The following is a 26,370-nucleotide window of genomic DNA, read 5'->3' as shown; positions in this document are numbered from 1 at the left end:
TTTGGAATGCGTTCAAATGTGGGAGCGAGCCTGCTCGCGAATGGGGTCGGCACAATTTCCGACCACAGCCGTCGGAATTGGTCAAAATTTGTGCTATATTCCGCGCCCGCGAAATTCAATGAAAGCCAACACCGGTTATCGACATGCAAGCAGCCAAGCCGTTATTTGACTATCCAAAGTACTGGGCCGAATGTTTCGGGCCAGCGCCATTCCTGCCGATGAGCAGGGAGGAGATGGATCAGCTTGGCTGGGATTCCTGCGACATCATCATCGTCACCGGTGATGCCTACGTCGATCACCCGTCGTTCGGCATGGCGATCATCGGCCGGCTGCTGGAGTCACAAGGCTTCCGCGTCGGGATCATCGCCCAGCCAAACTGGCAGTCCAAAGACGACTTCATGAAGCTCGGCGAGCCGAACCTGTTCTTCGGCGTCGCGGCCGGCAACATGGACTCGATGATCAACCGCTACACCGCCGACAAAAAAATCCGTTCCGACGACGCCTATACCCCGGGCGGTATGGCCGGCAAACGTCCGGATCGCGCGAGCCTGGTCTACAGCCAGCGCTGCAAGGAAGCCTACAAAAATGTGCCGATCGTTCTTGGTGGCATCGAAGCCTCCCTGCGCCGCATCGCCCATTACGACTACTGGCAGGATCGCGTGCGTAACTCGATCCTGATCGACGCCTGCGCCGACATTCTGCTGTACGGCAACGCCGAGCGCGCGATTGTCGAAGTCGCCCAGCGTCTGTCCTACGGTCACAAGATCGAAGACATTACCGACGTGCGCGGCACCGCGTTCATTCGTCGTGACACGCCGCAAGGCTGGTACGAAGTTGACTCGACGCGCATTGACCGTCCGGGCAAGGTCGACAAGATCATCAACCCGTACGTGAACACCCAGGACACCCAGGCCTGCGCCATTGAACAGGAAAAGGGCCCGGTCGACGATCCGCAGGAAGCCAAGGTTGTACAGATTCTGGCCAGCCCGCGCATGACTCGTGACAAGACCGTGATCCGCTTGCCGTCGATGGAAAAAGTCCGCGGTGATGCGGTGCTTTATGCCCACGCCAATCGCGTGCTTCACCTCGAAACCAACCCGGGCAACGCCCGCGCGCTGGTACAGAAGCATGGCGAAGTCGACGTCTGGTTCAACCCGCCGCCGATTCCGATGACCACCGAAGAAATGGACTACGTGTTCGGCATGCCTTACGCACGTGTTCCGCACCCGGCGTACGGCAAGGAGAAAATCCCGGCCTACGACATGATCCGTTTCTCGGTGAACATCATGCGGGGCTGCTTCGGTGGCTGCACCTTCTGCTCGATCACCGAGCACGAAGGCCGGATCATCCAGAACCGTTCCGAAGAGTCGATCATTCGCGAGATCGAAGAGATCCGCGACAAGGTGCCAGGCTTCACCGGCGTCATCTCCGACCTCGGTGGCCCGACCGCGAACATGTACCGTATCGCCTGCAAAACGCCGGAAATCGAATCCGCGTGCCGCAAGCCGTCCTGCGTATTCCCGGGCATCTGCCCGAACCTGAACACCGACCACTCGTCGCTGATTCAGCTGTACCGCAGCGCCCGTGCCTTGCCGGGCGTGAAGAAAATTCTGATTGCTTCCGGCCTGCGCTACGACCTCGCGGTCGAGTCGCCGGAGTACGTCAAAGAGCTGGTGACCCACCACGTCGGCGGTTACCTGAAGATCGCCCCGGAACACACCGAGGAAGGTCCGCTCAACCAGATGATGAAACCGGGCATCGGCAGCTATGACAAGTTCAAGCGCATGTTCGAGAAGTACACCAAGGAAGCGGCCAAAGAGCAGTACCTGATTCCGTACTTCATCGCCGCCCACCCGGGCACCACCGACGAAGACATGATGAACCTGGCCCTGTGGCTCAAGGGCAACGGCTTCCGCGCCGACCAGGTGCAAGCGTTCTACCCGTCGCCGATGGCCACCGCCACCGCGATGTACCACTCGGGCAAGAACCCGCTGCGCAAGGTCACTTACAAGAGTGACGGCGTGACCATCGTCAAGAGCGAAGAGCAGCGTCGTCTGCACAAGGCGTTCTTGCGTTATCACGACCCGAAAGGCTGGCCGATGCTGCGTGAAGCGCTGATCCGCATGGGTCGCGGCGACCTGATCGGTTCGGGCAAGGATCAACTGATCCCGACGCACCAGCCGACCACCGACAGCTACCAGAGCGCCCGTCGCAAGAACTCGACGCCTGCTGGCAGCCATAAAGTGGCGAAAGAAGGCAAAGAGAAGACCACCAAGATCCTCACCCAGCACACCGGTCTGCCGCCGCGTGCCAGTGATGGTGGTAATCCGTGGGACAAGCGTGAGCAGGCCAAGGCGGCGGCATTTGCCCGCAACCAACAGGCTGCGAAAGAGCGTAAAGACGCCGCGAAAGGCAAAGGGCCGAAACCGACCCGCAAGCCGGTCGTACCGCGCTAAAGCAAACGCCAACCTTCGGGTTGGCGTTTTTTTTTGAGTCAAAAGATCGCAGCCTGCGGCAGCTCCTACAGTGGGATTCGCGTTTCCCTGTAGGAGCTGCCGCAGGCTGCGATTTTTTGATCTTCGCCACATTTAGGCGCAACTTCGCCTAACCATTTCCCCGCATCGCCCGATTTTGGTGCTGTACTGCCCTAAGCATTCCGGGAAAGCGCCCAAGCCTCTGCATGGCATAAGTCTTGCGCGCTTTCGAATACGCTTAGGCTCGCAGGAGGCACGCCGTGTCGATTCATGTCGCATTGCATCACGTCACGCATTACCGCTACGACCGCGCTGTCGAACTCGGCCCGCAGATCGTTCGCCTGCGCCCGGCTGCCCACAGTCGCACGCGGATTTTGTCGTATGCGCTGAAAGTCTCGCCCGAGCAGCATTTTATCAACTGGCAGCAAGACCCACAGGGCAATTACCTCGCGCGGCTGGTCTTCCCGGAAAAAACCGATGAGTTGCGCATTGAAGTCGATCTGCTGGCCGAAATGGCCGTGTTCAATCCCTTCGATTTTTTCCTTGAGCCCTACGCCGAGAAAATCCCTTTTGCCTACGCCCCGGACGAACGCAAAGAGTTAGCGCCGTATCTCGAAACCCTGCCACTGACGCCAAAATTCAGAGCCTATCTGGACGCCATCGACCGCACGCCGCTGCCAGCGGTGGACTTCCTCGTCGCACTCAACCAGCGCCTCAGCGAAGACATCGGCTACCTGATCCGCATGGAACCGGGCGTGCAAACCCCGGAGCACACTCTCGAACATGCTTCCGGCTCCTGCCGCGACTCGGCGTGGTTGCTGGTGCAACTGCTGCGTAACCTTGGCTTGGCCGCGCGGTTTGTTTCCGGTTACTTGATTCAACTAACCGCCGATGTGAAAAGCCTCGACGGCCCGTCCGGCACTGAAGTGGATTTCACCGACCTGCACGCCTGGTGCGAAGTGTATTTGCCGGGCGCCGGCTGGATCGGCCTTGATGCGACGTCAGGGTTGTTCGCCGGTGAAGGGCATATTCCGTTGGCCTGTAGTCCCGATCCGTCCTCGGCGGCGCCGATCAGTGGCTTGGTCGAACCCTGCGAATGCGTGTTCAGCCACGAAATGTCGGTGGAGCGAATCTGGGAGGCGCCGCGCGTCACCAAGCCCTACACCGATGAGCAATGGCTGGCGATTCAAGCGCTGGGTCGGCAGATCGATGCTGACCTGTTAGCCGATGACGTGCGCCTGACCATGGGCGGCGAGCCGACGTTCGTGTCCATCGATGACCCGGACGGCGCCGAGTGGAACACCGCTGCATTGGGCGAGGACAAGCGCCGTCTCTCTGCGGAATTGTTCCAGCGCATGCGCAAACACTACGCACCGAAGGGCCTGGTGCATTTCGGTCAGGGCAAGTGGTATCCGGGCGAACAACTGCCGCGCTGGTCGCTCAATTGCTACTGGCGCCGCGACGGCGTGCCGGTCTGGCACAACGATGCGCTGATCGCTGACGAGCAGCAGGATTACGGCGCCACAGGTGAATTGGCCGGGCGTTTTCTGGCCAGTGTCGCCGAACGCCTGAAATTGCCTACACGTTTTGTGTTCCCGGCCTACGAGGACAACTTCTATTACCTGTGGCGCGAGGGCACGTTGCCGAGCAACGTCAGCGCCGAAGACTCGCGTCTGGAGGAGCCGCTGGAGCGCGCACGCCTGCGCAAAGTCTTCAGTCAGGGCCTGAACAAGGTGATCGGCCAAGTGCTGCCTCTGGCGCGCACAGCCAAGGGCGATCAATGGCAAAGCGGCCGCTGGTTCCTGCGAGACGAGCATTGCCGCTTGGTGCCGGGTGATTCACCGCTGGGTTATCGCCTGCCGCTCGGTTCGCAGCCGTGGGTGAAAGCCGCCGAGTACCCGTTTATTCATCCACAGGATCCAAATCAGGATTTTCCCGAGCTGCCGCAAACCACCCAACTCAACCTTCACGGCGAACCGGCGACGTCTGATGAGCGCACGCCAAAAATCGACGAATCCGCCGATTGGCTGACCCGCACCGCGTTCTGTGCCGAAGCCCGCGAAGGGCGTTTGTACCTGTTCATGCCACCGCTGGAGCGGGTCGAAGATTATCTGGAACTGGTCGCGGCGATCGAGGCCACCGCCGAAGAACTGCATTGTCCGGTCTTGCTGGAAGGCTACGAGCCGCCTAGCGATCAACGCCTGAGCAACTTCCGCATCACCCCCGATCCGGGCGTGATCGAGGTCAACGTGCAGCCCTCGGCGACATGGGACGAGTTGGTCGAGCGCACCGAGTTCCTCTATGAAGAAGCGCGGCAAACCCGCCTGACCACCGAGAAATTCATGATCGACGGCCGCCACACCGGTACCGGCGGCGGCAATCACTTTGTGCTCGGCGGCGCGACGCCGGCGGATTCACCGTTTCTGCGACGTCCGGATCTGCTGCGCAGCCTGATCAGTTACTGGCACAACCATCCATCGCTGTCGTACCTGTTTTCCGGATTGTTCATCGGCCCGACCTCACAGGCGCCGCGCGTCGACGAGGCACGCAATGACGCGCTGTATGAGCTGGAAATCGCTTTCGCGCAGATGCCGGAACCGGGCGAGGAATGCGCGCCGTGGCTGGTCGATCGATTGCTGCGCAACTTGCTGATCGACGTCACCGGCAACACCCACCGTGCCGAATTCTGCATCGACAAACTGTATTCGCCCGACGGCGCCACCGGGCGTCTCGGCTTGCTGGAATTGCGCGCGTTCGAAATGCCGCCCCACGCGCGCATGAGCCTCGCTCAACAATTATTGCTGCGGGCGCTGGTCGCACGGTTCTGGCGCGAACCTTATGCGCCAACGAAACTGGCGCGCTGGGGCACCGAACTGCACGATCGCTTCCTGCTGCCGCACTTTATCGAGCAGGACTTCGCAGACGTCATCGTCGAACTGAACAGTGCCGGTTATCCACTGCGGGCGGAATGGTTCGCGGCGCATCTGGAGTTTCGTTTTCCCAAGGTCGGCGATTACGCCGTCAATGGCATCGAACTGGAACTGCGTCAGGCGCTGGAACCGTGGCATGTGTTGGGCGAGGAGGGCGCGGCGGGCGGCACGGTGCGCTATGTCGATTCATCGCTGGAGCGCTTGCAGGTCAAGATCAAAGGGCTGCCGCCGCAGCGTTATCTGCTGACCTGTAATGGCATCGCGGTACCGTTGCACCCGACCGGGCGCGTCGGTGAATTCGTCGCCGGTGTGCGTTACCGCGCCTGGCAACCGGCCAACTGCCTGCAACCGACGATACCCGTACATGCACCGCTGGTGTTCGACCTGCTCGACACCTGGATGGGTCGATCACTGGGCGGTTGTCAGTACCACGTCGCGCATCCCGGCGGGCGTAATTACGAGACGCTGCCGGTTAACGCTAACGAAGCGGAGAGCCGGCGTATGGCGCGATTCTTCCGCGTCGGACACACGCCAGGGAAACTTCCTATACCGAAGGTGGAAATCACTGACGAGCTACCGATGACAATCGATTTACGACGTTTCCAAATCGTACGCGACGCTTAGATTTTTCGTATATCCGGGCGTCATGTGCCTGCGTTAGTCTGACCGTTCCTTGCTGTCTGCCGAGCTTTCCATGCCTGACCTGCTAGACCGCTACCCGCTCACGGCGGGCACTTATCACGAACTGCTCGACGGCAGTGGAGCGGTGCGCCCGCATTGGCAGCGGCTGTTCGATCAGTTGCAGCGCAGCAGCCCGGCGCAGTTGCTGCAGCGGCAAGCGTTGCTGGCGCGGCAGATTCAGGAAAACGGCGTCACCTATAACGTCTATGCCGACCCCAAAGGCGCGGATCGGCCGTGGGAACTGGATCTGCTGCCCCATGTGATTGCGGCGGATGAATGGCAGCAGTTGTCGGCGGGGATCGCTCAGCGGGCGCGTCTGCTCAATGCTGTGCTGGCGGATCTTTATGGCCCACAAAAGCTGATCAGTGAGGGGTTGCTGCCGGCGGAACTGGTCTTCGGCCACAACAATTTTCTCTGGCCGTGTCAGGGCATTGCGCCACCGGAAGGGGCTTTCCTGCATCTCTACGCGGTGGATCTGGCGCGCACGCCGGACGGCCGCTGGTGGGTCACTGCCGATCGTACTCAGGCGCCATCGGGTGCCGGTTATGCGCTGGAAAACCGCACCATCGTTTCCCGTGCTTTCCCCGAGTTGTACCGCGACCTGAAGGTGCAGCATCTGGCCGGTTTTTTTCGTACGTTGCAGGAAACCATTGCCCGTCAGGCGCCCTGCGACGATGACGCGCCGCTGATCGTGTTGCTCACGCCTGGGCGTTTCAACGAAAGCTATTTCGAACATTTGTACCTGGCTCGCCAGCTCGGTTATCCGCTGGTCGAGGGCGGCGATCTGACCGTGCGCGATGCCACGGTCTACCTGAAAACCCTCAGCGGCCTGCGTCGGGTACACGCGATCATGCGGCGGCTCGACGACGATTTCTGCGACCCGCTGGAGCTGCGCACGGACTCGGCACTCGGCGTGCCCGGATTGCTTGAAGCCGTGCGTCAGGGCCGTGTGCTGGTGACTAATGCGTTGGGTAGCGGCGTGCTGGAATCGCCGGGGTTGCTGGGGTTTCTGCCGAAGATCAATCAATACCTGTTCGGCGAAGAACTGATCCTGCCATCGATTGCCACGTGGTGGTGTGGCGAGGCGCCGGTGTTGGCGCAGGCGTTGGAGAAACTTCCGGAACTGTTGATCAAACCAGCGTTTCCCTCGCAAACCTTCGCACCCGTGTTTGGTCGTGATTTGAGTGAAAAACAGCGACAGGCGCTGGCCGAGCGCATGCAGGCGCGCCCTTACGCCTACGTCGCGCAAGAATTGGCTCAGCTGTCCCACGCGCCTATCTGGCAGGCTGAAAGCGGACAACTGCAACCCCGTGCGATCGGCATGCGCATGTATGCCGTGGCCAGTCGCGACGGTTATCGCGTGCTGCCCGGTGGCCTGACCCGAGTGGCCGCCGAGGCCGATGCCGAAGTGGTGTCGATGCAGCGCGGCGGCGCGAGCAAGGACACCTGGGTGCTGGGCGAACGACCGCCGAGCGGTGAGCAGTGGAAAACTCAGCGCAATGTCGGCGTACATGACCTCGTCCGCCGCGATCCCTATTTGCCGTCGCGGGTGGTGGAAAACCTGTTCTGGTTCGGCCGTTATTGCGAGCGCTGCGACGACAGTGCGCGCTTGCTGCGCATCATGCTCGCGCGGTATGTCGACGGCGATGACCCGCAAGCGTTGCAGGCCGCTGTCGATCTTGGCGAACGGCTGGCGCTGTTGCCGGACGAAGGCGAATTGCCGGAGCGGCTGCTGTCTGCCCTGCTGGGTGACGACTGGTCATTCAGCCTGCGCTCCAACCTGCAACGCTTGCAGTGGGCGGCTTCGCAGGTGCGCGGCAAACTTTCGCGGGAGAACTGGCAGGCGCTGGTCGAGTTGCAGCGCGAAGCGATGGAGCTGGATACCGACGAGCCGGACTTCGGCGAGTTGCTGGATTTTCTCAACCGACTGGTGATGTCGCTGGCGGCGCTGTCTGGGTTCGCCCTCGACGACATGACCCGCGATGAGGGTTGGCGATTTCTGATGATTGGCCGGCGCATCGAACGTCTGCAATTTCTCAGCAGCAGTCTCGCGGCATTTTTGCGCGGCGCCGGCGCTTTCGATCAGTCGGGGCTGGAATGGCTACTGGAACTGGGTAACAGCAGCATCACCTATCGCTCAAGGTATCTGGCGGTGGCGCAATTGATCCCGGTGCTGGATCTGTTGCTGCTGGATGAGCAGAACCCGCACGCGGTGTTGTTCCAGCTGAAACTGGTGACGCGCACGTTGAAACGCCTGAACGAGGATTTTGGTGCGCCGCGGGAGGCAGGATTGCCGCAATTGGTCGAGCGTTTGGCGCGTTTCGATCTGGGCTGTCTGGAAAATCCGCTGTTCGGTGACACCAGCGTGCGCGCCGCGCTCAATGGTCTGGCGGATCTGCTGCAAGAGATTGCTGAGGCCAGCGGGCAAGTATCGGATCGTCTGGCCCTGCGCCATTTCGCTCACGTCGATGATGTCAGCCAACGCACGGTGTCCGTCTGATGAGCGCGCATTACCAGATCCTCCACGACACCTGTTACCACTACGACAGCCCGGTGTCGCTGGCGCAGCAATTGGCACATCTATGGCCGCGCGAGTGCACTTGGCAGCGCTGCACCGAACAAAAATTGCTGATCAGTCCGGAGCCGACGGCGCGCCGCGATGAGCTGGATGTGTTCGGTAATCCGCTAACCCGACTGGCGTTCGAGCGCCCGCATGATGAATTGCAGGTCAACGCGCGGCTGACGGTGGAAGTGCTGGCGCGGCCGGTGCTGGATTTTAAGCAGTCGCCGGCGTGGGAGCAGACCCGCGATGCGCTGACCTACAGCAGTCTGCCGTTGTCCGCCGAGATACTTGAGGCGTGTCGATACCGCTTTCAGTCACCGTATGTGCATTTGAAGCGCAGCTTCGTCGAGTTCTCGCAAAGTTGTTTCCCTGCGGGGCAGCCATTGATGCTCGGTGTGCAGGCGTTGATGCAGAAGATTTTCAGTGAATTCACCTTCGATGCCGAAGCGACCCAAGTGGCGACGCCGCTGGTAGAAGTGCTGGAGCGGCGGCGCGGGGTATGTCAGGACTTCGCGCACTTGATGCTGGCGTGTGTGCGCTCGCGAGGTTTGGCTGCGCGTTATGTCAGTGGTTATCTGCTGACTCAGCCGCCACCGGGGCAGCCACGCCTGATCGGCGCCGATGCGTCGCATGCGTGGGTGTCGGTGTTTTGCCCGGTGCTGGGCTGGGTGGATTTCGATCCGACCAATAACGTGCAGCCGGCGCTGGAGCACATCACTTTGGCGTGGGGCAGGGACTTCTCAGATGTTTCGCCGCTACGCGGGGTAATCCTCGGCGGCGGCAACCACGATCCGGAAGTGCGCGTCACCGTAATGCCACTGGATTAACGCAGATCAAACTGTAGGAGTGAGCCTGCTCGCGATAGCGGTGTGTCAGCAGCAAATATTTCAACTGGCACACCGCTATCGCGAGCAGGCTCACTCCTACAAGGGGAATTGGGGTGTTTCGGCAAGTGGGGCTGTGAGGGCCGGCAGTGAAACCGCCAGCCCCGTCACAAATCCGCAGGGTCTGATTCGATCATCAAACCCGGTGGGGTTCAGGCGTCAGGCGCCTGATCTTTCGGTGCTTCGGTTGCATCAACATCATCTTCCGTTGCCACTTCACCCTCAGGGTTCAGTGCTGCTTCTTCAGCGGTTTGCTTCTTGCGCTGAAGCTTTTCCTCTTTCTTCTGTTCCTTTGCCAAGTCGCGTTGACGTTTGGCGAAGGAGTAATTGGGTTTGGCCATGGGCGTTCCTCTAGGTCGAAGGTGAGGTTGAGCGGCGCGTATTCTGCCCTGTATCGACGTCCGAGGGTTAACCGGGTTTTTGATCGACCCACTTTGGCGTGACGGTCGGCTTCCAGTTATCCAGGGCATCGAGCAGCGTTTGCGGCGATTCGCTCACTTGCAGCATGTCACGGTGTGGCGCGCGAACGAAGCCTTCGCCGACGATGTGGTCAAGAAAAGCAGTGAGTTTGCTGTAAAAACCGTTCACTTCGAGCAGTCCCAGCGGTTTGCCGTGATAGCCGAGCTGGCCCCAGGTCCAGACTTCAAACAATTCTTCCAGCGTGCCGAGGCCGCCGGGCAGGGCGATAAACGCATCGCTGAGCTCCGCCATCCGCGCCTTGCGCGCGTGCATGCCGTCGACCACTTCTAGGCGCGTCAGACTTTTGTGACCGATTTCCTTGTCCATCAGGCTCTGCGGAATGATGCCGATCACTTCGCCACCAGCGGCCAGTGCGGCGTCGGCGACAATCCCCATCAAACCTACGGCGCCACCGCCGTAAACCAGCGTCAGCTTACGCTCGGCGAGCGCTCTGCCTAACGCAACGGCAGCTTCGGTGTAAGCCGGATCAGTACCGGCGTTGGCACCGCAAAATACACAAACGGATTTCAGAGACATGCTTTTCTCCTGGGTCAATCCGACACAGGGTAATGGCTGGCACGCCTCGATCCAAGGGCTAAACTTCGCGTTCCGGTGTTTCAAAGGTACCGCTGGCGCCACAGGCGTAGGCGGCGAGCAAACTGCACAACAGACCGTTAAAGAACATGACAGGCACTCCGTTTCAGTAGATGCGCCGATCATAGGGCGGGGCGGGAATTCTGGCCGTTAGATTGTGTCGATGAGTGTCATAGCCTGAAAGTTGTATACAATTTTTGACGCAAGTCATAGGAACTTGCGAAGATTTCAGGCAGTCTTTCCACCATTAGTGTTTTTGTTAACCCTGCCTTGGAGATTCACCATGTTTTCCAAAGTTGTTGCGGTATCCCTGCTGGCGCTGGCCAGCAGCCAATTGATGGCTGCCGAGTGCAAAACCACCGTTGACTCCACCGATCAGATGTCCTTCAACACCAAGGAAATCGTGATCGACAAGAGCTGCAAAACCTTCACCGTCGAACTGACCCACTCCGGCAGCCTGCCGAAGAACGTCATGGGCCATAACCTGGTGATCAGCAAAGAAGCTGACATGCAGCCAATCGCTACCGATGGTCTGGCCGCCGGCATTGACAAGAACTACCTGAAAGAAAGCGACGCTCGCGTAATCGCCCACACCAAAATCATCGGCGCCAAAGAAACCGACTCGTTGACCTTCGACGTATCGAAGCTGAACGCCGCTGAAAAATACGGCTTCTTCTGCTCGTTCCCAGGCCACATCTCGATGATGAAAGGCACCATTACTGTTAAGTAATGGGGTAGGCATAAAAAAAGCGTCCCAAGGGACGCTTTTTTGTTTTTGTAGGAGCTGCCGAAGGCTGCGATCTTTTGATCTGGTTTTGAAGATCAAGATCAAAAGATCGCAGCCTCGTTTCACTCGACAGCTCCTACAGGCTCCGTCGCGACTTATGGGGCGAATGGCATCACACGTTTGTGATGGGTTTTGTTGTAGGTGTCGACGATGATTTTGAAGGCTTCCTCGCGCACCGGCTCGCCGTGCAGAAACGCATCGATTTCGGCATACGTCACGCCATGCGACGCTTCGTCCGGTTTGCCCGGCGACAAATCTTCAAGATCCGCCGTCGGCACTTTCTCCACCAGCGACTCCGGCGCACCAAAGCTGCGGGCAATCGCGCGCACCTGATTTTTCACCAGACCGCTCAGCGGTGCCAGATCGCAGGCGCCGTCGCCGAATTTGGTGAAGAAGCCCATCACCGCTTCCGCCGCGTGGTCGGTGCCGATCACCAGACCGTGCGCTGCGCCGGCGATGGTGTATTGGGCGACCATGCGCATCCGCGCCTTGGTGTTGCCGAGCACGAAGTCCACCGATACTGCGTGTTTGCCTTCGAACGCGGCGACTTCGCTGGCCAGCGACTTCACGGCCGGGCCGATGTTGACGGTGTGGCGTTCGTCCGGGGCGATGAAATCCACCGAGGCTTGGGCGTCATGCTCGTCGAACTGAGTTTCGTACGGCAGGCGCACGGCGATGAATTTGTAGCTGTTATCGCCGGTCTGGTCGCGCAGCTCACGCATCGCGCGCTGGGCCAACAGGCCTGCGGTCAGCGAATCGACGCCGCCGCTGATGCCGAGCACCAGCGTCTTGAGCCCGGAATTGACCAGACAATCCTGAATAAAGGCGATGCGCCGGGCGACTTCGGCCTGCAGGGCTTTGTAGTCAGCGAACGGCGGTTGCACTTTGAGCTGTTCAGCAATCTCACGCTGTACGGCTTGCATGAATTCACTCCTTGCTAGATGAACTGGAATCGGCAGGAACCTGGAACACGTGTCGCAAGTAGGCGACGAAATTCGGGTCTTTGCAGTGGGACTTGCCTGGCTCGTCGGAGATCTTCGCCACCGGTTGGCCGTTGCAGGCAGTCATTTTAAGCACGATGCTCATCGGTTCGACACCCGGAATGTCACAGGTGAGGTTGGTGCCAATGCCGAAGCTGACGTTGATCCGGCCGTGCAGCGCGCGGAAGATCTCCAGCGACTTGGGCAAGGTCAGGCTGTCGGAGAACACCAGCGTCTTGCTCATCGGGTCGATGCCGAGCTTGTGGTAATGCGCGATGCATTTTTCGCCCCACACCACCGGATCCCCGGAGTCGTGGCGTAAACCGTCGAACAGCTTGGCGAAGAACAGATCGAAATCGCCGAGAAACGCATCGGTGGTAATGCAGTCGGTGAGGGCGATCCCCAGCAAACCCCGGTACTCACGCACCCAACAGTCGAGCGCGGCGATCTGGCTGTCGATCAACCGTGGGCCGAGTTGCTGGTGGGCCATGATCCATTCGTGGGCCATGGTGCCCAGTGGTTTCATGTCGAGTTCGCGCGACAGGTGTACGTTGCTGGTGCCGACGAAACGCCCGGGGAAATCGTGCTTGAGCACGTTCACCACTTCTTCCTGCACACGGTAAGAAAACCGGCGGCGGGTGCCGAAATCGGCTACTTGCAGTTGCGACAATTCGTCGGCCGAGGCGTTGGCGGTCAGCCAGTCGAATTTGCGGTAGAGCTGCTCGCGCGCCTGTTCGAGCACGGTTTCGCGGTAGCGATAGCGGTTGCGCACTTCGCTGACGATCGCCAGCAGCGGCACTTCGTAGAGGATCACATGCAGCCACGGCCCGCGCAGGCGGATGAACAGCTCGCCGTTCTCGATGCCGGTGTGCACGTAGCGCAGGTTGAAGCGGAACAGACCGAGGAATCGCAGGAAGTCCGGTTTCAGGAAAGAGATACGCTCAAGGAAATTCAGTTGATCGGCGCTCAGGCTCAGTTCGGCCAGACGCTCGATCTGATAGCGGATCTCGGCCAGGTACGGGCGCAGATCCTCGCTGTTGCGGCAACGGAATTCCCATTCGACTTCAACGTTGGGGTAGTTGTGCAGCACCGCCTGCATCATCGTCAGTTTGTAGAAGTCGGTGTCGAGCAGGTTCTGCACGATGCGATCGGCAAACACACTCTCGCTCATAAACGGTCTCCAGGTGCGCCGCGCTGTGGCGCGGTAAAAATCAATGGCGCTAGTGGCGCATATCAGTGGTGGGGATTGCCAGCGCTTTTTTGCTCTCGGGTGAAAGATCCTCTGAGGCCATGCATCTCAGTCCACAAAATTTAGCTATTTTCGGTTGCGCCTCAAGTGCAGCTTGAATGACTTGTTCGAGTTGTGCCCCGCTTTTTAAATAATCGGCCAGCAGGGAGTGTTTGGGTATCAGATTGATTTCAACTGCTTTAACCAAAGCAGCTCTGAGCATTTCTTGGGTTACGATTTTATACATGAATGACGCCTCCTTTGAAGGTGATCTGTTCCAGTGTGTCGACGCCGTCCTGAAGTAGCACGTACGCTGGAAGTATTAGTTTATAAAAATCAGAATCGTTGGTGCCCTTGAGGGTGACTAATGTGAAGGCCTCCAAAAGACCTGCGGAAGCGCGGATTCTGAAACAGGCATCTTCAAATAACTGATTGGGCGTGGCATGTGAGTCTATGAAGTATGTCGGCGTATCAGTTGCATTGGCTTTGAGGGGGTAAAAGCGATTCATGGGATAAACTCCTTCTGTTTGTTCTGGGCGTGACGGCTCGAAGAAAGCAGGGTTCTTGAGGGTTTATTTTTAGGTGGGTTTGATGTAGTAGCTGCAAAGCCGTTAATTGATTTAATGACTTTGCATGTTCTGTTTAACGTTTGGCAGTCTGTTTACTGGTGCTCGAAGAAATAACCTTCTCGCTATGAGTGTTTATGTCTGGGCAGCTATATCCCGGCGGCCAAGCCAAAAGATCAATGTCCAGATCCGGGAATTTGCTTGAATCGAAAATAGGCTTCTTGATTCCGGCACGGCGTTGTTCGTCATAGTCGCGCACAACACGCATGCTGATGTTGAAGAGCAAGAACATCGCTACCAGGTTAACAAGCGCGAGCAGCGTCATGGTGATGTCTGCAAACGCCAGAACAGTGGACAGGTCTTCGACGGAGCCCCAGTACACTAATATCAATACCAGTGCACGGTACAAGAGCAGCGTCTTTCGAGGCTCACTCAAGATGAACCGCAAGCTGTTTTCTCCCAGGTAATAGTTGTAAAGCATCGCCGTGAATACGAAGAGCGCAAGCACGACGCTGATAAACATCCGTCCCCATTCCCCAACGACGGCGGCGAGCGAATTTTGTGCCAGCGCAATCCCGTCACCTTCAAATCCTGGTGTGTAGAAACCCGATAGCAAAATCAGTAGCGCGGTACACGTGCAGATTATGAATGTATCGATGAAGACACTCAGGGCTTGTACGACGCCTTGTGCAACGGGGTGGCCGATCTTCGCTACTGATGCGACATTTGGAGCGCTTCCCAGTCCTGCCTCGTTGGAGAACACTCCGCGTCTCACCCCCATGATGATTGCGCTGCCCACCAGCCCGCCAAAGGCCTGATCCAGCCCGAACGCGCTGTTGATAATGGTCATGAGCATCGCCGGAACCTGGTCGAACTGCAGAACCATTACGTAGGCCGTCACGCTGATGTAGGCGAGAACTTTAATAGGTACCAGAAGGTCAGCAACTGCCGCTATGCGCTTTATCCCGCCAATGAAAACGACCCCCAGCAACAGCGCAAGTCCGAGCCCTGACCAGATCGGCGCCACGCCAAACGCATCTTTTAGTGAATGCGATACCGCATGCGATTCGAGGCCGTTGATCGCAAACCCAAAAGTCACCAGCAATAGTACGGCTGCGATCATGCCGAGCCAGCGCTTGTCCAGACCGTGCTGGATGTACCAGGACGGGCCCCCTCGGTAGAGGCCTTTGCCATCGCTACGCTTATAGAGTTGTCCCAGCGTACATTCGAAGAAACTGCTCGACATACCCAGAAGAGCAGTCATCCACATCCAGAACACTGCGCCGGGCCCGCCCATGCTTACCGCGATCCCGACACCGACGATATTTCCCGTGCCGACTCGCCCGGCAAGGCTGAGCATAAGCGCCTGAAATGAACTCAAGTGATGGCTGTTGCCGCGCCAACTGCCGAGTAATACGCCAAACATATGGGGGAAATACCTCAACTGAACAAATCCGGATCGGACAGTGAAGTAGCTTCCCAGGCCAAGCACTAAAGGTATTAATACCTTACCTGACAGAAAGTCGTTGATGATGTCTAGCATTCCAAGCTCCTTGCTTTGTTAGTGCTGGCGAATTAATGGTGTCGCCAGTCCTGAAGCCTTTCAGGAGTCGTAATATCCAGCCATATTTCATCCGATGCAATTTCGCAAGTTGCTCAAATGTGATGCTGGTTGCTGCTATGGTGAGTTCTCCTGGGTTCCTTGCTGAGTGATTTATGTGTGAATTTTTTTCCGCAAACTTGAGGTTTCTGTGTAGTCACTACAGATCTGTCGCAGAGGTCTGTAGGAAGGTTCGTATTAATCGTGGGCAGTTTAATAAGTATCTTTGTGGGAATAGTATGCCCGCACCTTTTAACCTCAAGCGGATTTGCGATTTTTTTGGTGTGGAAGAATTTGAAATGCGCCTGCCAAGCGAGCAGTTCATTGCATTGATTGGCGTAAAAACCAGCAAAGCCAAGCTCTTCGATGAAGAAACAGTCTCACAAAGAGTTTTGAAACACCTGCGCAAACAATCCTCACCAGAACTGAAGGCTCACACGGGGTATTACCACGAGTACTACCATGCGATGACTGAACCGGGTTCCATTCTGTGTTCGCTTGTGCATGTGCGGGAAGAAGGCGATGACATAGTGTATGAGCGAAATGAGCAGTTACAGATGTCTGGAGTAGAAGGTGGGTTTGAACGATATCGATATAAAGGTGTTGCTTATTACCTGCGAGATCGCCTTTTTTTCGTAGATTATGAATCGCTGACTTCAAACGAAATCAGTCAAACTATTCTCATCCCAAGTTTCAAAAGCTGCATTACACGGTTAAATGGATTGAAGCTTGGCGTTTCGGCTGCTGATCATCGCGCGCCTTCCTGTTCAAGGGTGGTCTGGGAATATTTGGGGCAGGAAATTGATCGGGCCGCAGCCTATCGTCGTGTCCGGTTGTACAACCCTGATGATTGCGCCATTGATGCCGATCTGCGTGCGCGTCTCGCCCAGGCTCAGGTTGTGGATGGCCTGTTTGTGATCGTATGACAAATTTTCGTAGGAGCTGCCGAAGGCTGCGATCTTTTGATGTTGGTTTTGAAGATCAAAAGATCGCAGCCTTCGGCAACTCCTACAGGGGATTGTCAATCTGCTCGAGCATCCATTTGACGAAATCCCGCACCTTGGGCACTTCCGCCGCGTGCTCCGGGTACGCCAGATAGTACGCGTCAGTGCTCGGCATCGCATGCTGCCAGGGAATGACCAGTTTGCCGTCGGCCAATTCCTCTTCCACCAGAAACCTTGGCAACAGCGCCACGCCACAACCCACCTGTGCGGCGCGAATGCACATATAAAAGGTTTCAAAACGTGGCCCGTGATAGCTGTGTTCGGTCTGGTAGCCCTGACTGTCGAACCAGTCGTGCCACGCCTGTGGGCGTGAGGCATTTTGCAGCAAGACCAGATCGGTGAGTTGCGTCGGATCAGTGAACGGCGTATCCGGCAGGCTGCTCGGAGCGCACACCGGCACCAATTCTTCACTGAACAACTTCAGGCATTCAGTCCCCGGTCGCGAGCCTTGACCGTAATAGAAAGCCAGATCACTGCGCCCTTGCAGTAAATCATCGGCCTCTTGCTCGTTGCACAAATCCAGATGAATTGACGGATGGCGCAAACGCCAGCCTTTCAGGCGCGGCACCAGCCAACGCGCGCCGAAGGTCGACGGGGTCGATACGCGTAGGACTTCGGTCTCGCCGCCGTAGGAACGCAGGTAATGGGTCGACATCTCCACCTGCGTGAGGATTTTTCGTACTTCCACCAAGTACAAATCCCCGGCCGGGGTCATCTGCAAACGTCGGCGCACGCGGAGGAACAACAAGTGTTGTAACAATTCCTCAAGCTGCGCGACCTGCTTGCTCACCGCACTCTGGGTCAGGTTCAGTTCCTCGGCGGCGCGGGTGAAGCTCAGGTGCCGGGTCACGGCCTCGAAGCATTGCAGGGCGGTGATCGAGGGCAAGTGGCGTTTGTTCAGCATGGCCGATCCTTTTCTTGTCTTTCTATGCTCAGCATGAATAAACGGAATGATATCTCGCGTAAAGGTCGTTTGTTGCCTCGCCATTGTGAAGCTACAACTAATGGCCTGCCCGGTCGTGAAGTGGCGACCGCACACATTCAGTTTTTTGCTTGAGGAGTGACCCATGGTTGCCGCATTGCTTGATCGTCTTGGTGTGAACCCGGCCCTTTATCAGAACGGCAAAGTGCCGGTGCATTCGCCGATTGATGGCAGCCGCATTGCCGCCGTGAACTGGGAAGGCCCGGCCGAAGTCGAGCAGCACATCAGTCGCGCAGATCATGCGTTCGAGCAATGGCGCAAGATTCCGGCCCCGCGTCGCGGCGAGCTGGTGCGTCAGTTCGGCGAAGTGTTGCGTGAATACAAGGCCGATCTCGGCGAACTGGTTTCGTGGGAGGCGGGCAAAATCACTCAGGAAGGTTTGGGCGAAGTGCAGGAGATGATCGACATCTGCGATTTCGCCGTCGGCCTGTCCCGTCAGTTGTACGGTTTGACCATCGCTTCCGAGCGTCCGGGCCACCACATGCGTGAAACCTGGCATCCGCTGGGCGTGGTCGGTGTGATCAGCGCGTTCAACTTCCCGGTCGCGGTGTGGGCGTGGAACACCACGCTGGCGCTGGTCTGCGGCAACCCGGTGGTGTGGAAGCCGTCGGAGAAAACCCCGCTGACCGCACTGGCCTGCCAAGCGCTGTTCGACCGTGTGGTGAAGAATTTTACCGATGCACCGGCGAATCTTTGCCAAGTGATCATCGGTGGTCGCGATGCCGGCGAAGCGTTGGTCGATGACCCGCGTGTCGCCCTGATCAGCGCCACCGGCAGCACGCGCATGGGCCGTGAAGTGGCGCCGAAAGTCGCCGCGCGTTTTGCCCGCAGCATTCTGGAGTTGGGCGGCAACAACGCGATGATCCTCGGCCCAAGCGCTGATCTGGACATGGCGGTGCGCGCGATTCTGTTCAGCGCCGTCGGTACCGCCGGCCAGCGCTGCACCACGCTGCGTCGCTTGATCGCCCATGAGTCGGTCAAAGAAGAAATCGTCACCCGCCTGAAAGCCGCGTACTCGAAAGTGCGCATCGGCCATCCGCTGGAAGGCAATCTGGTCGGCCCGCTGATCGACAAGCACAGCTTCGAAAACATGCAGGACGCGCTGGAGCAGGCGTTGAGCGAGGGCGGTCGGGTGTTTGGCGGCAAGCGCCAATTGGAAGATCAGTTCCCGAATGCTTACTACGTGTCGCCGGCGATTATTGAAATGCCGGAGCAGAGCGATGTGGTGTGCAGCGAAACCTTCGCGCCGATTCTGTACGTGGTTGGTTACAAAGATTTCCAGGAAGCACTGCGCCTGAACAACGCGGTACCGCAAGGGTTATCGTCGTGCATCTTCACCACTGATGTGCGCGAGGCTGAGCAATTCATGTCGGCGGTGGGCAGTGATTGCGGGATCGCCAACGTCAACATCGGCCCGAGCGGTGCGGAGATTGGTGGTGCGTTTGGTGGTGAGAAGGAGACCGGCGGTGGTCGTGAATCGGGTTCGGATGCCTGGCGCGGGTACATGCGCCGCCAGACCAATACCGTGAACTACTCGCTGGAGTTGCCGCTGGCGCAGGGCATTACGTTCGACTGAGGATGGAGGAAAAGCTGAAAAGATCGCAGCCTTCGGCAGCTCCTACATAGGTGGCGCCAGGCTGCGGTTTTGTAGGAGCTGCCGAAGGCTGCGATCTTTTGGCGGCCCCACAAGCGCATTTGGTTAGGTTTCTGTTGGAGTCTGGCAATGCCGTTACGCGAAGAATGTCTGTGGGAAAAACTTACGCCGCAAAGGCCGGATAACACGGCGCTCAAGGGTGAAGTCAAAGTCGATGTCTGCGTGATCGGCGCCGGGTTTACCGGGTTGTCGGCGGCGCTGCATCTGTTGGAACAGGGCAAAAGCGTCTGCGTGCTGGAAGCGCATCGCGCTGGCCACGGCGGTTCCGGGCGCAACGTCGGGCTGGTCAACGCCGGCATGTGGATTCCACCGGACGAGATCGAAGCCGGTTTCGGCGAAGCGGTCGGCAGTCAGCTCAATCGCATGCTCGGGGCCGCGCCCGCGCTGGTGTTCAGCCTTGTGGACAAGTACAACATCGATTGCCAATTGCGCCGCGAAGGCACGCTGCACATGGCGCATAACGCCAAAGGCGAGGCCGATCTGCGCAGTCGCGAGCAACAATGGAAACGTCGCGGCGCACCGGTCGAGCTACTCACCGGCAAGGCTTGCGAACAAGCCACCGGGACGCAAAAAATCGCCGCCGCGTTGCTCGATCGTCGCGCCGGCACGCTCAATCCGATGGCTTATGTCACCGGGCTGGCGAACGCGGTGCTCGGCCTCGGCGGGCAGATGTTCGACCATTCACCGGTCACTCGACTCGAGCGTCAGGGCGCGAAATGGTCGGTGCAAACCGAGCACGGTTCGGTGCTCGCCGAACAAGTGGTCATCGCCTCCAACGCCTACACCGAGGGCGACTGGACGGAACTCAAACGCAATTTCTTCCCCGGTTATTACTATCAGGTCGCTTCGGTACCGCTGACCGAAGACGCTGCGCAGGAGATTCTTCCGGGTGGGCAAGGCTCGTGGGATACCCGCCAGGTGTTGAGCAGCATCCGCCGCGATAAAGAAGGGCGGCTATTGCTCGGCAGCCTCGGCAACGGTAATCAAAAACCGGCCTGGTTTCTCAAGGCCTGGGCCGATCGGGTGCAGCAGCATTACTTCCCGCAACTGAAACCCGTCGAATGGGAATGCACCTGGACCGGGCGCATCGCGTTTACGCCCGATCACCTGATGCGTCTCTTCGAACCGGCACCGGGGCTGGTCGCTGTCACGGGCTATAACGGCCGTGGCGTCACCACTGGCACGGTGGTCGGCAAAGCCTTCGCCGATTACTTGTGCAACGGCAATGCCGAGGCCCTGCCAATTCCCTTTGCACCGATGCAGCCCTTGGCGGGCGTGGGCTTGCGCAGTTGCCTGTACGAGGCCGGGTTCTCGCTGTATCACGCGGGCCAGTGCCTGCGCATCGTGATTTGAGTGTTGAATTATGTTGCCGGAAGCGGCGCTTTTCGATGCAGCGACTAGCCTGTAATGGTGCGGGTTGTAGCAGTCCCGCACCAGCAGTGTGCAGTTCGGTGACGCGGGCTGTTACAGGCTGGTTGCACGTCGTTTGGTGCCGCGGTTGCAATGATGGCGCATGCGGGTTGCGCCTGAAAAAATAAATGGTTTCACCTTCCGCGGTTTAGACGGTTGCACGCCCAATGAAAATGGGAACGAAACAGTCGAAATAACAAGAAAGCAGCGACTTTTTGAAGAATAAAAAACCGATGGCACGGCCCTTGCTCTGCGCATTCAGTGAAGTGAAGTCGCAGTGCCAACTAAAAAAAACCTTGGAGCACCACCTCATGTCCCAGACGTTTTACAAGAAAGGCTTTCTGGCCCTCGCAGTGGCTACTGCGTTGGGTGTTTCTGCGTTTGCTCAGGCTGATATCAAAATCGGTGTAGCGGGTCCAATGACGGGCGCCAACGCGGCATTTGGCGAGCAGTACATGAAGGGTGCACAAGCGGCGGCCGACTCGGTCAACGCGGCAGGCGGCGTCAACGGGGAAAAAATCGTTCTGGTCAAAGGCGATGACGCCTGCGAACCGAAACAAGCGGTAACGGTCGCCAAGGATCTGGTCAATCAGAAAGTCGCTGGCGTGGTCGGCCACTTCTGCTCGTCTTCCACCATTCCAGCCTCGGAAATCTACGACGAAGCCGGCGTAATCGCGATCACCCCGGGTTCCACCAACCCGCAAGTGACCGAGCGCGGCCTCAGCGCCATGTTCCGTATGTGCGGGCGTGACGACCAGCAAGGCATCGTTGCCGGCGACTACATTGTCGACGTGCTCAAGGGTAAAAAAGTCGTTGTGTTGCACGACAAAGACACCTACGGCCAAGGCCTGGCGGATGCCACCAAGGCACAACTGGTCAAGCGTGGCGTGACCCCAGTGTTGTATGAAGGCCTGACCCGTGGCGAAAAAGACTTCAGTACCATCGTCACCAAAATCCGTGGCGCTGGCGCCGATGTCGTCTACTTCGGTGGTCTGCACCCGGAAGCCGGTCCGCTGGTTCGTCAACTGCGTGAGCAAGGCCTGAAAGACGTCAAGTTCATGTCCGATGACGGCATTGTGACCGATGAACTGGTAACCACCGCGGGTGGCCCGCAATTCGTGGATGGCGTGCTGATGACCTTCGGTGCCGACCCACGCATGCTGCCAGAGAGCAAGGCAGTGGTAGACGCGTTCCGCAAGGCCGGCACCGAGCCCGAGGGCTACACCCTGTACGCCTACGCTTCGGTACAAACCCTGGCCGCAGCCTTCAACGGCGCCAAGTCCAACAAGGGCGAAGAAGCGGCTGCCTGGCTGAAGAAAAATCCGGTGAAAACCGTCATGGGCGAAAAAGCCTGGGACTCGAAGGGCGACCTGAAAGTCTCCGACTACGTGGTTTACCAGTGGGACAAGGACGGCAAATATCACCAGCTGGAAAAACAGAAGTAAGGGCTGACGCGATCAGTTGATCCCACCGTTCCTTTGTAGGAGTGAGCCTGCTCGCGATGACGGAGTTACAGGCAACACATGTGTTGAATGTTAATCCGCTATCGCGAGCAGGCTCACTCCTACAGGGGGCGGTGGTGACGGGTGAATCGTGGCTGACATTGCTCCGACGTAAATCTGTATTTTCCCTAGAAGAGCCGCACGTCCACAGGCGTGCAGGTTCTCACTGCGTGAGATTGCGTTATGGATGGTATTTTCCTGCAGCAACTGGTCAACGGTCTGACCCTCGGGTCGGTCTATGGCCTGATCGCCATCGGCTACACAATGGTCTACGGCATCATCGGCATGATCAACTTCGCCCACGGCGAGGTTTACATGATTTCTGCTTACCTGGCGGCAATCAGTCTGGCTCTGCTGGCTTACTTCGGTATCGAATCTTTCCCGCTGCTGATGCTCGGCACACTGATCTTCACCATCGTCGTCACGGCGGTGTATGGCTGGGTCATTGAGCGAGTCGCTTACAAACCCCTGCGCAACTCCACCCGACTGGCACCGCTGATCAGCGCCATCGGTATCTCCCTAATTCTGCAAAACTACGCACAGATCGCTCAAGGCGCGAAACAACAAGGCGTGCCAACCTTGCTGACTGGCGCGTGGCGTGTCGACATCGGCACCGGTTTCGTGCAACTGACTTACACCAAAGTCTTCATTCTGGTGGCCGCGTTCGTCGGCATGGGCGTACTGACCTACATCATCAAGTACACCAAGCTCGGGCGCATGTGCCGTGCGACTCAGCAAGACCGCAAAATGGCCTCGATTCTGGGGATCAACACCGACCGCGTGATCTCTTACGTGTTCATCATCGGTGCCGCCATGGCGGCATTGGCCGGTGTGTTGATCACCATGAACTACGGCACGTTCGACTTCTATGCCGGCTTCATCATCGGCATCAAGGCATTCACTGCTGCGGTGCTCGGCGGTATCGGCTCTCTGCCCGGTGCGATGCTCGGCGGGATCATTCTCGGGATTTCCGAGTCGCTGTTCTCCGGCCTGGTCAACTCCGACTACAAAGACGTGTTCAGCTTCTCGCTGCTCGTACTTGTTCTGGTCTTCCGGCCGCAGGGCCTGTTGGGCCGTCCTCTTGTGTCGAAGGTGTAAGCGATGTCTTCAACCACTAAAAAAACCATCGATTTCAAAAAAAGTCTGGTTGAGGCGGTTCTTGCCGGCCTCATTGCCCTGATCGTATTCGGGCCGATTGTCGGCGTCGTCCTCGACGGTTACAGCTTCAACCTCGAATCGACCCGTGTGGCGTGGATCATTGGCGTTGTCATGATCGGCCGGTTTGCCCTCAGCCTGTTCTTGCAAACCCCCAAAGGCCTGAAAATTCTCGACAGCTTCGAGAGCACCGGGTCGGGTGTGCATGTGCTGCCGGCCGATCACAAATCAAGCCTGCGCTGGATCATCCCGCTGCTGATTGTGCTGGCCGTCATCGTGCCGTTTGTTTCCAACTCCTATTTGCTGGGCGTGGTCATCCTCGGGTTGATCTACGTGCTGCTGGGGTTGGGGCTGAACATCGTGGTCGGTCTGGCCGGTCTGCTCGACCTCGGTTACGTGGCGTTTTATGCCATCGGCGCCTACGGTCTGGCGCTCGGTTATCAGTACCTCGGTCTGGGCTTCTGGACGGTGCTGCCGCTGGCGGCGATCACTGCGGGCCTTGCCGGCTGCATCCTCGGTTTTCCGGTACTGCGCCTGCACGGCGACTATCTGGCGATCGTGACCCTGGGCTTCGGTGAAATCATTCGCCTGATCCTCAACAACTGGTTGTCGCTGACTGGCGGCCCGAACGGCATGCCGGCGCCACTGCCGACGTTCTTCGGTCTGGAGTTCGGCAAACGGGCGAAGGATGGCGGGGTGCCGTTCCATGAGTTCTTCGGCATCGCCTACAACCCGGACGTGAAGTACTACTTCATCTACGCGGTGTTGTTCCTCGTGGTTTTGGCTGTGCTGTACATCAAACACCGTTTGGTGAAGATGCCGGTCGGCCGTGCCTGGGAAGCCTTGCGTGAAGACGAAATCGCCTGCCGTTCGATGGGCCTCAACCACGTGCTGGTCAAGCTATCGGCGTTCACCATTGGCGCGTCGACGGCAGGTCTGGCCGGTGTGTTTTTCGCCACCTATCAAGGTTTCGTTAACCCGACCTCGTTCACTTTCTTCGAATCGGCACTGATCCTGGCCATCGTCGTCCTCGGCGGCATGGGCTCGACCATCGGCGTAGTGATCGCAGCCTTCGTACTCACCGTCGCCCCGGAACTGCTGCGCGGCTTCGCTGAATATCGCGTGCTGCTGTTCGGCATCCTGATGGTGTTGATGATGATCTGGCGACCACGCGGGCTGATCCGCATCAGCCGTACCGGGGTCACTCCACGCAAAGGTGCCATTCACTATGAGAGGACTGCGCCATGAGTGAAGTCGTACTCTCTGTTGAAAAACTGATGATGCATTTCGGTGGCATCAAGGCCTTGAGCGATGTCAGCCTGAAGGTCAAACGCAACTCGATCTTCGCCTTGATCGGCCCTAACGGCGCTGGCAAAACCACGGTGTTCAACTGCCTGACCGGTTTCTACAAAGCCTCCGGCGGCAAGATCGAGCTCAACGTGCGCGGCCAGCAGACCAACGTCATACAGTTGTTGGGCGAGTCGTTCAAAGCGTCGGATTTCGTTTCGCCGAAATCCTTCCTCAGTCGCATGTACTACAAGATGTTCGGTGGCACGCACCTGGTGAACCGTGCGGGGCTGGCGCGGACATTCCAGAACATTCGTCTGTTCAAGGAAATGTCGGTGCTGGAAAACCTGCTGGTGGCCCAACACATGTGGGTCAACCGCAACATGCTCGCCGGCATCCTCAACACCAAGGGCTACCGCAAGGCTGAAAGCGACGCACTGGACGTTGCCTTCTACTGGCTGGAAGTGGTCGATCTGGTTGACTGCGCCAACCGTCTCGCCGGTGAACTTTCCTACGGTCAGCAACGCCGTCTGGAGATTGCCCGGGCCATGTGCACGCGGCCGCAGATCATCTGCCTCGACGAACCGGCCGCCGGCCTCAACCCACAGGAAACCGAAGCGCTGAGCGCGATGATCCGGCTGCTGCGCGACGAGCACGATCTGACCGTGGTGCTGATCGAACACGACATGGGCATGGTAATGAGTATTTCCGACCACATCGTGGTGCTGGATCACGGCATCGTCATCGCCGAAGGCGGGCCTGAAGCGATTCGAAATGATCCGAAAGTGATTGCGGCGTATCTCGGCGCCGACGAAGAGGAACTGGTATGACGCAACCGATCCTCGAACTCAAAAACCTCGACGTGTTCTACGGACCGATCCAGGCGCTCAAAGGTGTTTCGCTGCAGATCAACGAGGGGGAAACCGTCAGCCTGATCGGCTCCAACGGTGCCGGCAAGTCGACACTGTTGATGTCGATCTTCGGCCAGCCAAGGGCAGCTGGCGGGCAGATCATTTATCAAGGCGTCGACATCACCCAGAAGTCCTCGCACTACATCGCTTCCAATGGCATCGCGCAGTCGCCGGAAGGTCGGCGGGTGTTCCCTGACATGACCGTCGAGGAAAACCTGTTGATGGGCACCATCCCGATTGGCGACAAGTACGCTAAAGAGGACATGCAGCGCATGTTCGCGCTGTTCCCGCGACTGGAAGAGCGGCGGACGCAGCGGGCGATGACCATGTCCGGTGGTGAGCAACAGATGCTCGCGATTGCCCGGGCGTTGATGAGCCGGCCGAAGTTGTTGCTGCTCGATGAACCGAGCCTGGGCCTCGCGCCGATCGTGGTGAAGCAGATTTTCGCGACCCTGCGGGAATTGGCGAAAACCGGGATGACGATTTTCCTGGTCGAGCAGAACGCCAACCATGCGCTGAAGCTGTCGGATCGGGCGTATGTGATGGTTAACGGCGAGATTCGCCTGACCGGTACCGGCAAAGAGTTGCTGGTGAATGAGGAGGTGCGTAACGCCTATCTGGGCGGGCACTGATTCTTCGCACGTTATACACAGCCCCGGCGACGCAAGTCCCGGGGCTTCTTTTTACCCACAATTCCCTGTAGGAGCTGCCGCAGGCTG

21 protein-coding genes are annotated in these 26,370 nt (G+C 58.4%); 13 read left to right on the top strand and 8 right to left on the bottom strand.

The features are described from left to right. The first annotated feature begins 143 nt into the window (after nucleotides 1-143). The 4 genes from ACP3TY_RS22680 (at nucleotide 144) to ACP3TY_RS22665 (ending at nucleotide 9,475) form a co-directional block, all read left to right on the top strand. Nucleotides 144-2,456 (top strand): YgiQ family radical SAM protein, encoded by a 2,313-nt coding sequence (locus ACP3TY_RS22680; protein WP_426618538.1) that lies wholly within the window; start codon nucleotides 144-146, stop codon nucleotides 2,454-2,456. A 278-nt stretch (nucleotides 2,457-2,734) separates the two neighbouring features. Continuing rightward, nucleotides 2,735-6,028, top strand: coding sequence for a DUF2126 domain-containing protein (locus ACP3TY_RS22675; protein WP_426618537.1), 3,294 nt, complete (start codon nucleotides 2,735-2,737; stop codon nucleotides 6,026-6,028). A 70-nt stretch (nucleotides 6,029-6,098) separates the two neighbouring features. Continuing rightward, on the top strand, nucleotides 6,099-8,585 hold the full coding sequence (locus ACP3TY_RS22670; protein ID WP_426618536.1) for a circularly permuted type 2 ATP-grasp protein: 2,487 nt from the start codon (nucleotides 6,099-6,101) through the stop codon (nucleotides 8,583-8,585). Beyond that, entirely contained in the window at nucleotides 8,585-9,475 is an 891-nt protein-coding gene (locus tag ACP3TY_RS22665) for a transglutaminase family protein (RefSeq protein WP_400648118.1), read from the top strand. The genes ACP3TY_RS22670 and ACP3TY_RS22665 overlap by 1 nt, the downstream gene beginning before the upstream one ends. A 209-nt stretch (nucleotides 9,476-9,684) precedes the next feature. Here ACP3TY_RS22665 and ACP3TY_RS22660 read toward each other — a convergent pair whose 3' ends face one another. Together ACP3TY_RS22660 and ACP3TY_RS22655 are read right to left on the bottom strand one after the other, a co-directional pair. Next, nucleotides 9,685-9,873, bottom strand: coding sequence for a hypothetical protein (locus ACP3TY_RS22660; RefSeq protein ID WP_158836123.1), 189 nt, complete (start codon nucleotides 9,871-9,873; stop codon nucleotides 9,685-9,687). Between the two features lie 67 nt (nucleotides 9,874-9,940). Continuing rightward, nucleotides 9,941-10,528 carry a TIGR00730 family Rossman fold protein gene (locus ACP3TY_RS22655; RefSeq protein ID WP_053116783.1) on the bottom strand — a complete coding sequence of 196 codons (588 nt, stop codon included), beginning with the start codon at nucleotides 10,526-10,528 and terminating at the stop codon, nucleotides 9,941-9,943. A gap of 340 nt (nucleotides 10,529-10,868) precedes the next feature. Here ACP3TY_RS22655 and azu point away from each other — a divergent pair, with 340 nt between their 5' ends. After that, nucleotides 10,869-11,315 carry an azurin gene (azu, locus tag ACP3TY_RS22650; protein WP_426618535.1) on the top strand — a complete coding sequence of 149 codons (447 nt, stop codon included), beginning with the start codon at nucleotides 10,869-10,871 and terminating at the stop codon, nucleotides 11,313-11,315. A 152-nt stretch (nucleotides 11,316-11,467) separates the two neighbouring features. On the opposite strand, the gene nadE is transcribed toward azu, so the two are convergent. The 5 genes from nadE to ACP3TY_RS22625 all read right to left on the bottom strand — a co-directional run bounded on the left by nadE (nucleotide 11,468) and on the right by ACP3TY_RS22625 (nucleotide 15,689). Then, nucleotides 11,468-12,295 carry an ammonia-dependent NAD(+) synthetase gene (nadE, locus tag ACP3TY_RS22645; RefSeq protein WP_053116786.1) on the bottom strand — a complete coding sequence of 276 codons (828 nt, stop codon included), beginning with the start codon at nucleotides 12,293-12,295 and terminating at the stop codon, nucleotides 11,468-11,470. Between the two features lie 4 nt (nucleotides 12,296-12,299). Further along, on the bottom strand, nucleotides 12,300-13,523 hold the full coding sequence (pncB, locus tag ACP3TY_RS22640; RefSeq protein ID WP_053116787.1) for a nicotinate phosphoribosyltransferase: 1,224 nt from the start codon (nucleotides 13,521-13,523) through the stop codon (nucleotides 12,300-12,302). Between the two features lie 49 nt (nucleotides 13,524-13,572). Beyond that, the gene (locus ACP3TY_RS22635; protein ID WP_053116788.1) at nucleotides 13,573-13,827 is read right to left on the bottom strand and encodes a hypothetical protein; all 255 of its coding nucleotides are present in this window, start codon (nucleotides 13,825-13,827) and stop codon (nucleotides 13,573-13,575) included. Then, nucleotides 13,820-14,089, bottom strand: coding sequence for a hypothetical protein (locus ACP3TY_RS22630; RefSeq protein WP_053116789.1), 270 nt, complete (start codon nucleotides 14,087-14,089; stop codon nucleotides 13,820-13,822). Before ACP3TY_RS22630 ends, ACP3TY_RS22635 begins: the two co-directional genes overlap by 8 nt. Nucleotides 14,090-14,222: 133 nt before the next feature. Further along, nucleotides 14,223-15,689: an alanine/glycine:cation symporter family protein gene (locus ACP3TY_RS22625; protein ID WP_426618534.1), complete on the bottom strand. Its 1,467-nt coding sequence runs from the start codon at nucleotides 15,687-15,689 to the stop codon at nucleotides 14,223-14,225. Nucleotides 15,690-15,862: 173 nt separating this feature from the next. On the opposite strand from ACP3TY_RS22625, the gene ACP3TY_RS22620 reads away from it, so the two are divergent. After that, nucleotides 15,863-16,672, top strand: a complete 810-nt coding sequence (locus ACP3TY_RS22620) for a helix-turn-helix domain-containing protein (RefSeq protein WP_426618533.1) — start codon at nucleotides 15,863-15,865, stop codon at nucleotides 16,670-16,672. A gap of 82 nt (nucleotides 16,673-16,754) precedes the next feature. Here the strand turns inward: ACP3TY_RS22620 and ACP3TY_RS22615 are convergent, their stop codons facing one another. Then, nucleotides 16,755-17,654: a LysR family transcriptional regulator gene (locus ACP3TY_RS22615; RefSeq protein WP_053116792.1), complete on the bottom strand. Its 900-nt coding sequence runs from the start codon at nucleotides 17,652-17,654 to the stop codon at nucleotides 16,755-16,757. A gap of 163 nt (nucleotides 17,655-17,817) precedes the next feature. Here ACP3TY_RS22615 and amaB point away from each other — a divergent pair, with 163 nt between their 5' ends. The 7 genes from amaB (at nucleotide 17,818) to ACP3TY_RS22580 (ending at nucleotide 26,283) form a co-directional block, all read left to right on the top strand. Further along, nucleotides 17,818-19,308, top strand: a complete 1,491-nt coding sequence (amaB, locus tag ACP3TY_RS22610) for an L-piperidine-6-carboxylate dehydrogenase (protein WP_426618532.1) — start codon at nucleotides 17,818-17,820, stop codon at nucleotides 19,306-19,308. A 147-nt stretch (nucleotides 19,309-19,455) separates the two neighbouring features. Beyond that, nucleotides 19,456-20,739 (top strand): L-pipecolate oxidase, encoded by a 1,284-nt coding sequence (gene amaA / locus ACP3TY_RS22605; RefSeq protein ID WP_053116794.1) that lies wholly within the window; start codon nucleotides 19,456-19,458, stop codon nucleotides 20,737-20,739. Between the two features lie 368 nt (nucleotides 20,740-21,107). Further along, a complete protein-coding gene (locus ACP3TY_RS22600; protein WP_053116795.1) occupies nucleotides 21,108-22,241 on the top strand; it encodes an ABC transporter substrate-binding protein in 1,134 nt (377 codons plus the stop codon). A gap of 240 nt (nucleotides 22,242-22,481) precedes the next feature. Further along, nucleotides 22,482-23,396 carry an ABC transporter permease subunit gene (locus ACP3TY_RS22595; RefSeq protein ID WP_053116796.1) on the top strand — a complete coding sequence of 305 codons (915 nt, stop codon included), beginning with the start codon at nucleotides 22,482-22,484 and terminating at the stop codon, nucleotides 23,394-23,396. A 3-nt stretch (nucleotides 23,397-23,399) separates the two neighbouring features. Beyond that, the gene (gene livM, locus ACP3TY_RS22590; RefSeq protein ID WP_426618531.1) at nucleotides 23,400-24,701 is read left to right on the top strand and encodes a high-affinity branched-chain amino acid ABC transporter permease LivM; all 1,302 of its coding nucleotides are present in this window, start codon (nucleotides 23,400-23,402) and stop codon (nucleotides 24,699-24,701) included. Continuing rightward, on the top strand, nucleotides 24,698-25,570 hold the full coding sequence (locus ACP3TY_RS22585; RefSeq protein WP_053116798.1) for an ABC transporter ATP-binding protein: 873 nt from the start codon (nucleotides 24,698-24,700) through the stop codon (nucleotides 25,568-25,570). Before livM ends, ACP3TY_RS22585 begins: the two co-directional genes overlap by 4 nt. Continuing rightward, a complete protein-coding gene (locus tag ACP3TY_RS22580; RefSeq protein ID WP_053116799.1) occupies nucleotides 25,567-26,283 on the top strand; it encodes an ABC transporter ATP-binding protein in 717 nt (238 codons plus the stop codon). The genes ACP3TY_RS22585 and ACP3TY_RS22580 overlap by 4 nt, the downstream gene beginning before the upstream one ends. Nucleotides 26,284-26,370: the final 87 nt, after the last annotated feature.

Source organism: Pseudomonas rustica (assembly GCF_049959085.1).
GTDB classification, from domain to species: Bacteria; Pseudomonadota; Gammaproteobacteria; order Pseudomonadales; family Pseudomonadaceae; genus Aquipseudomonas; species Aquipseudomonas rustica.
The sequence above is the reverse complement of the archived record's forward strand: the minus strand, read 5'-3'. Positions and strand labels throughout refer to the sequence as shown.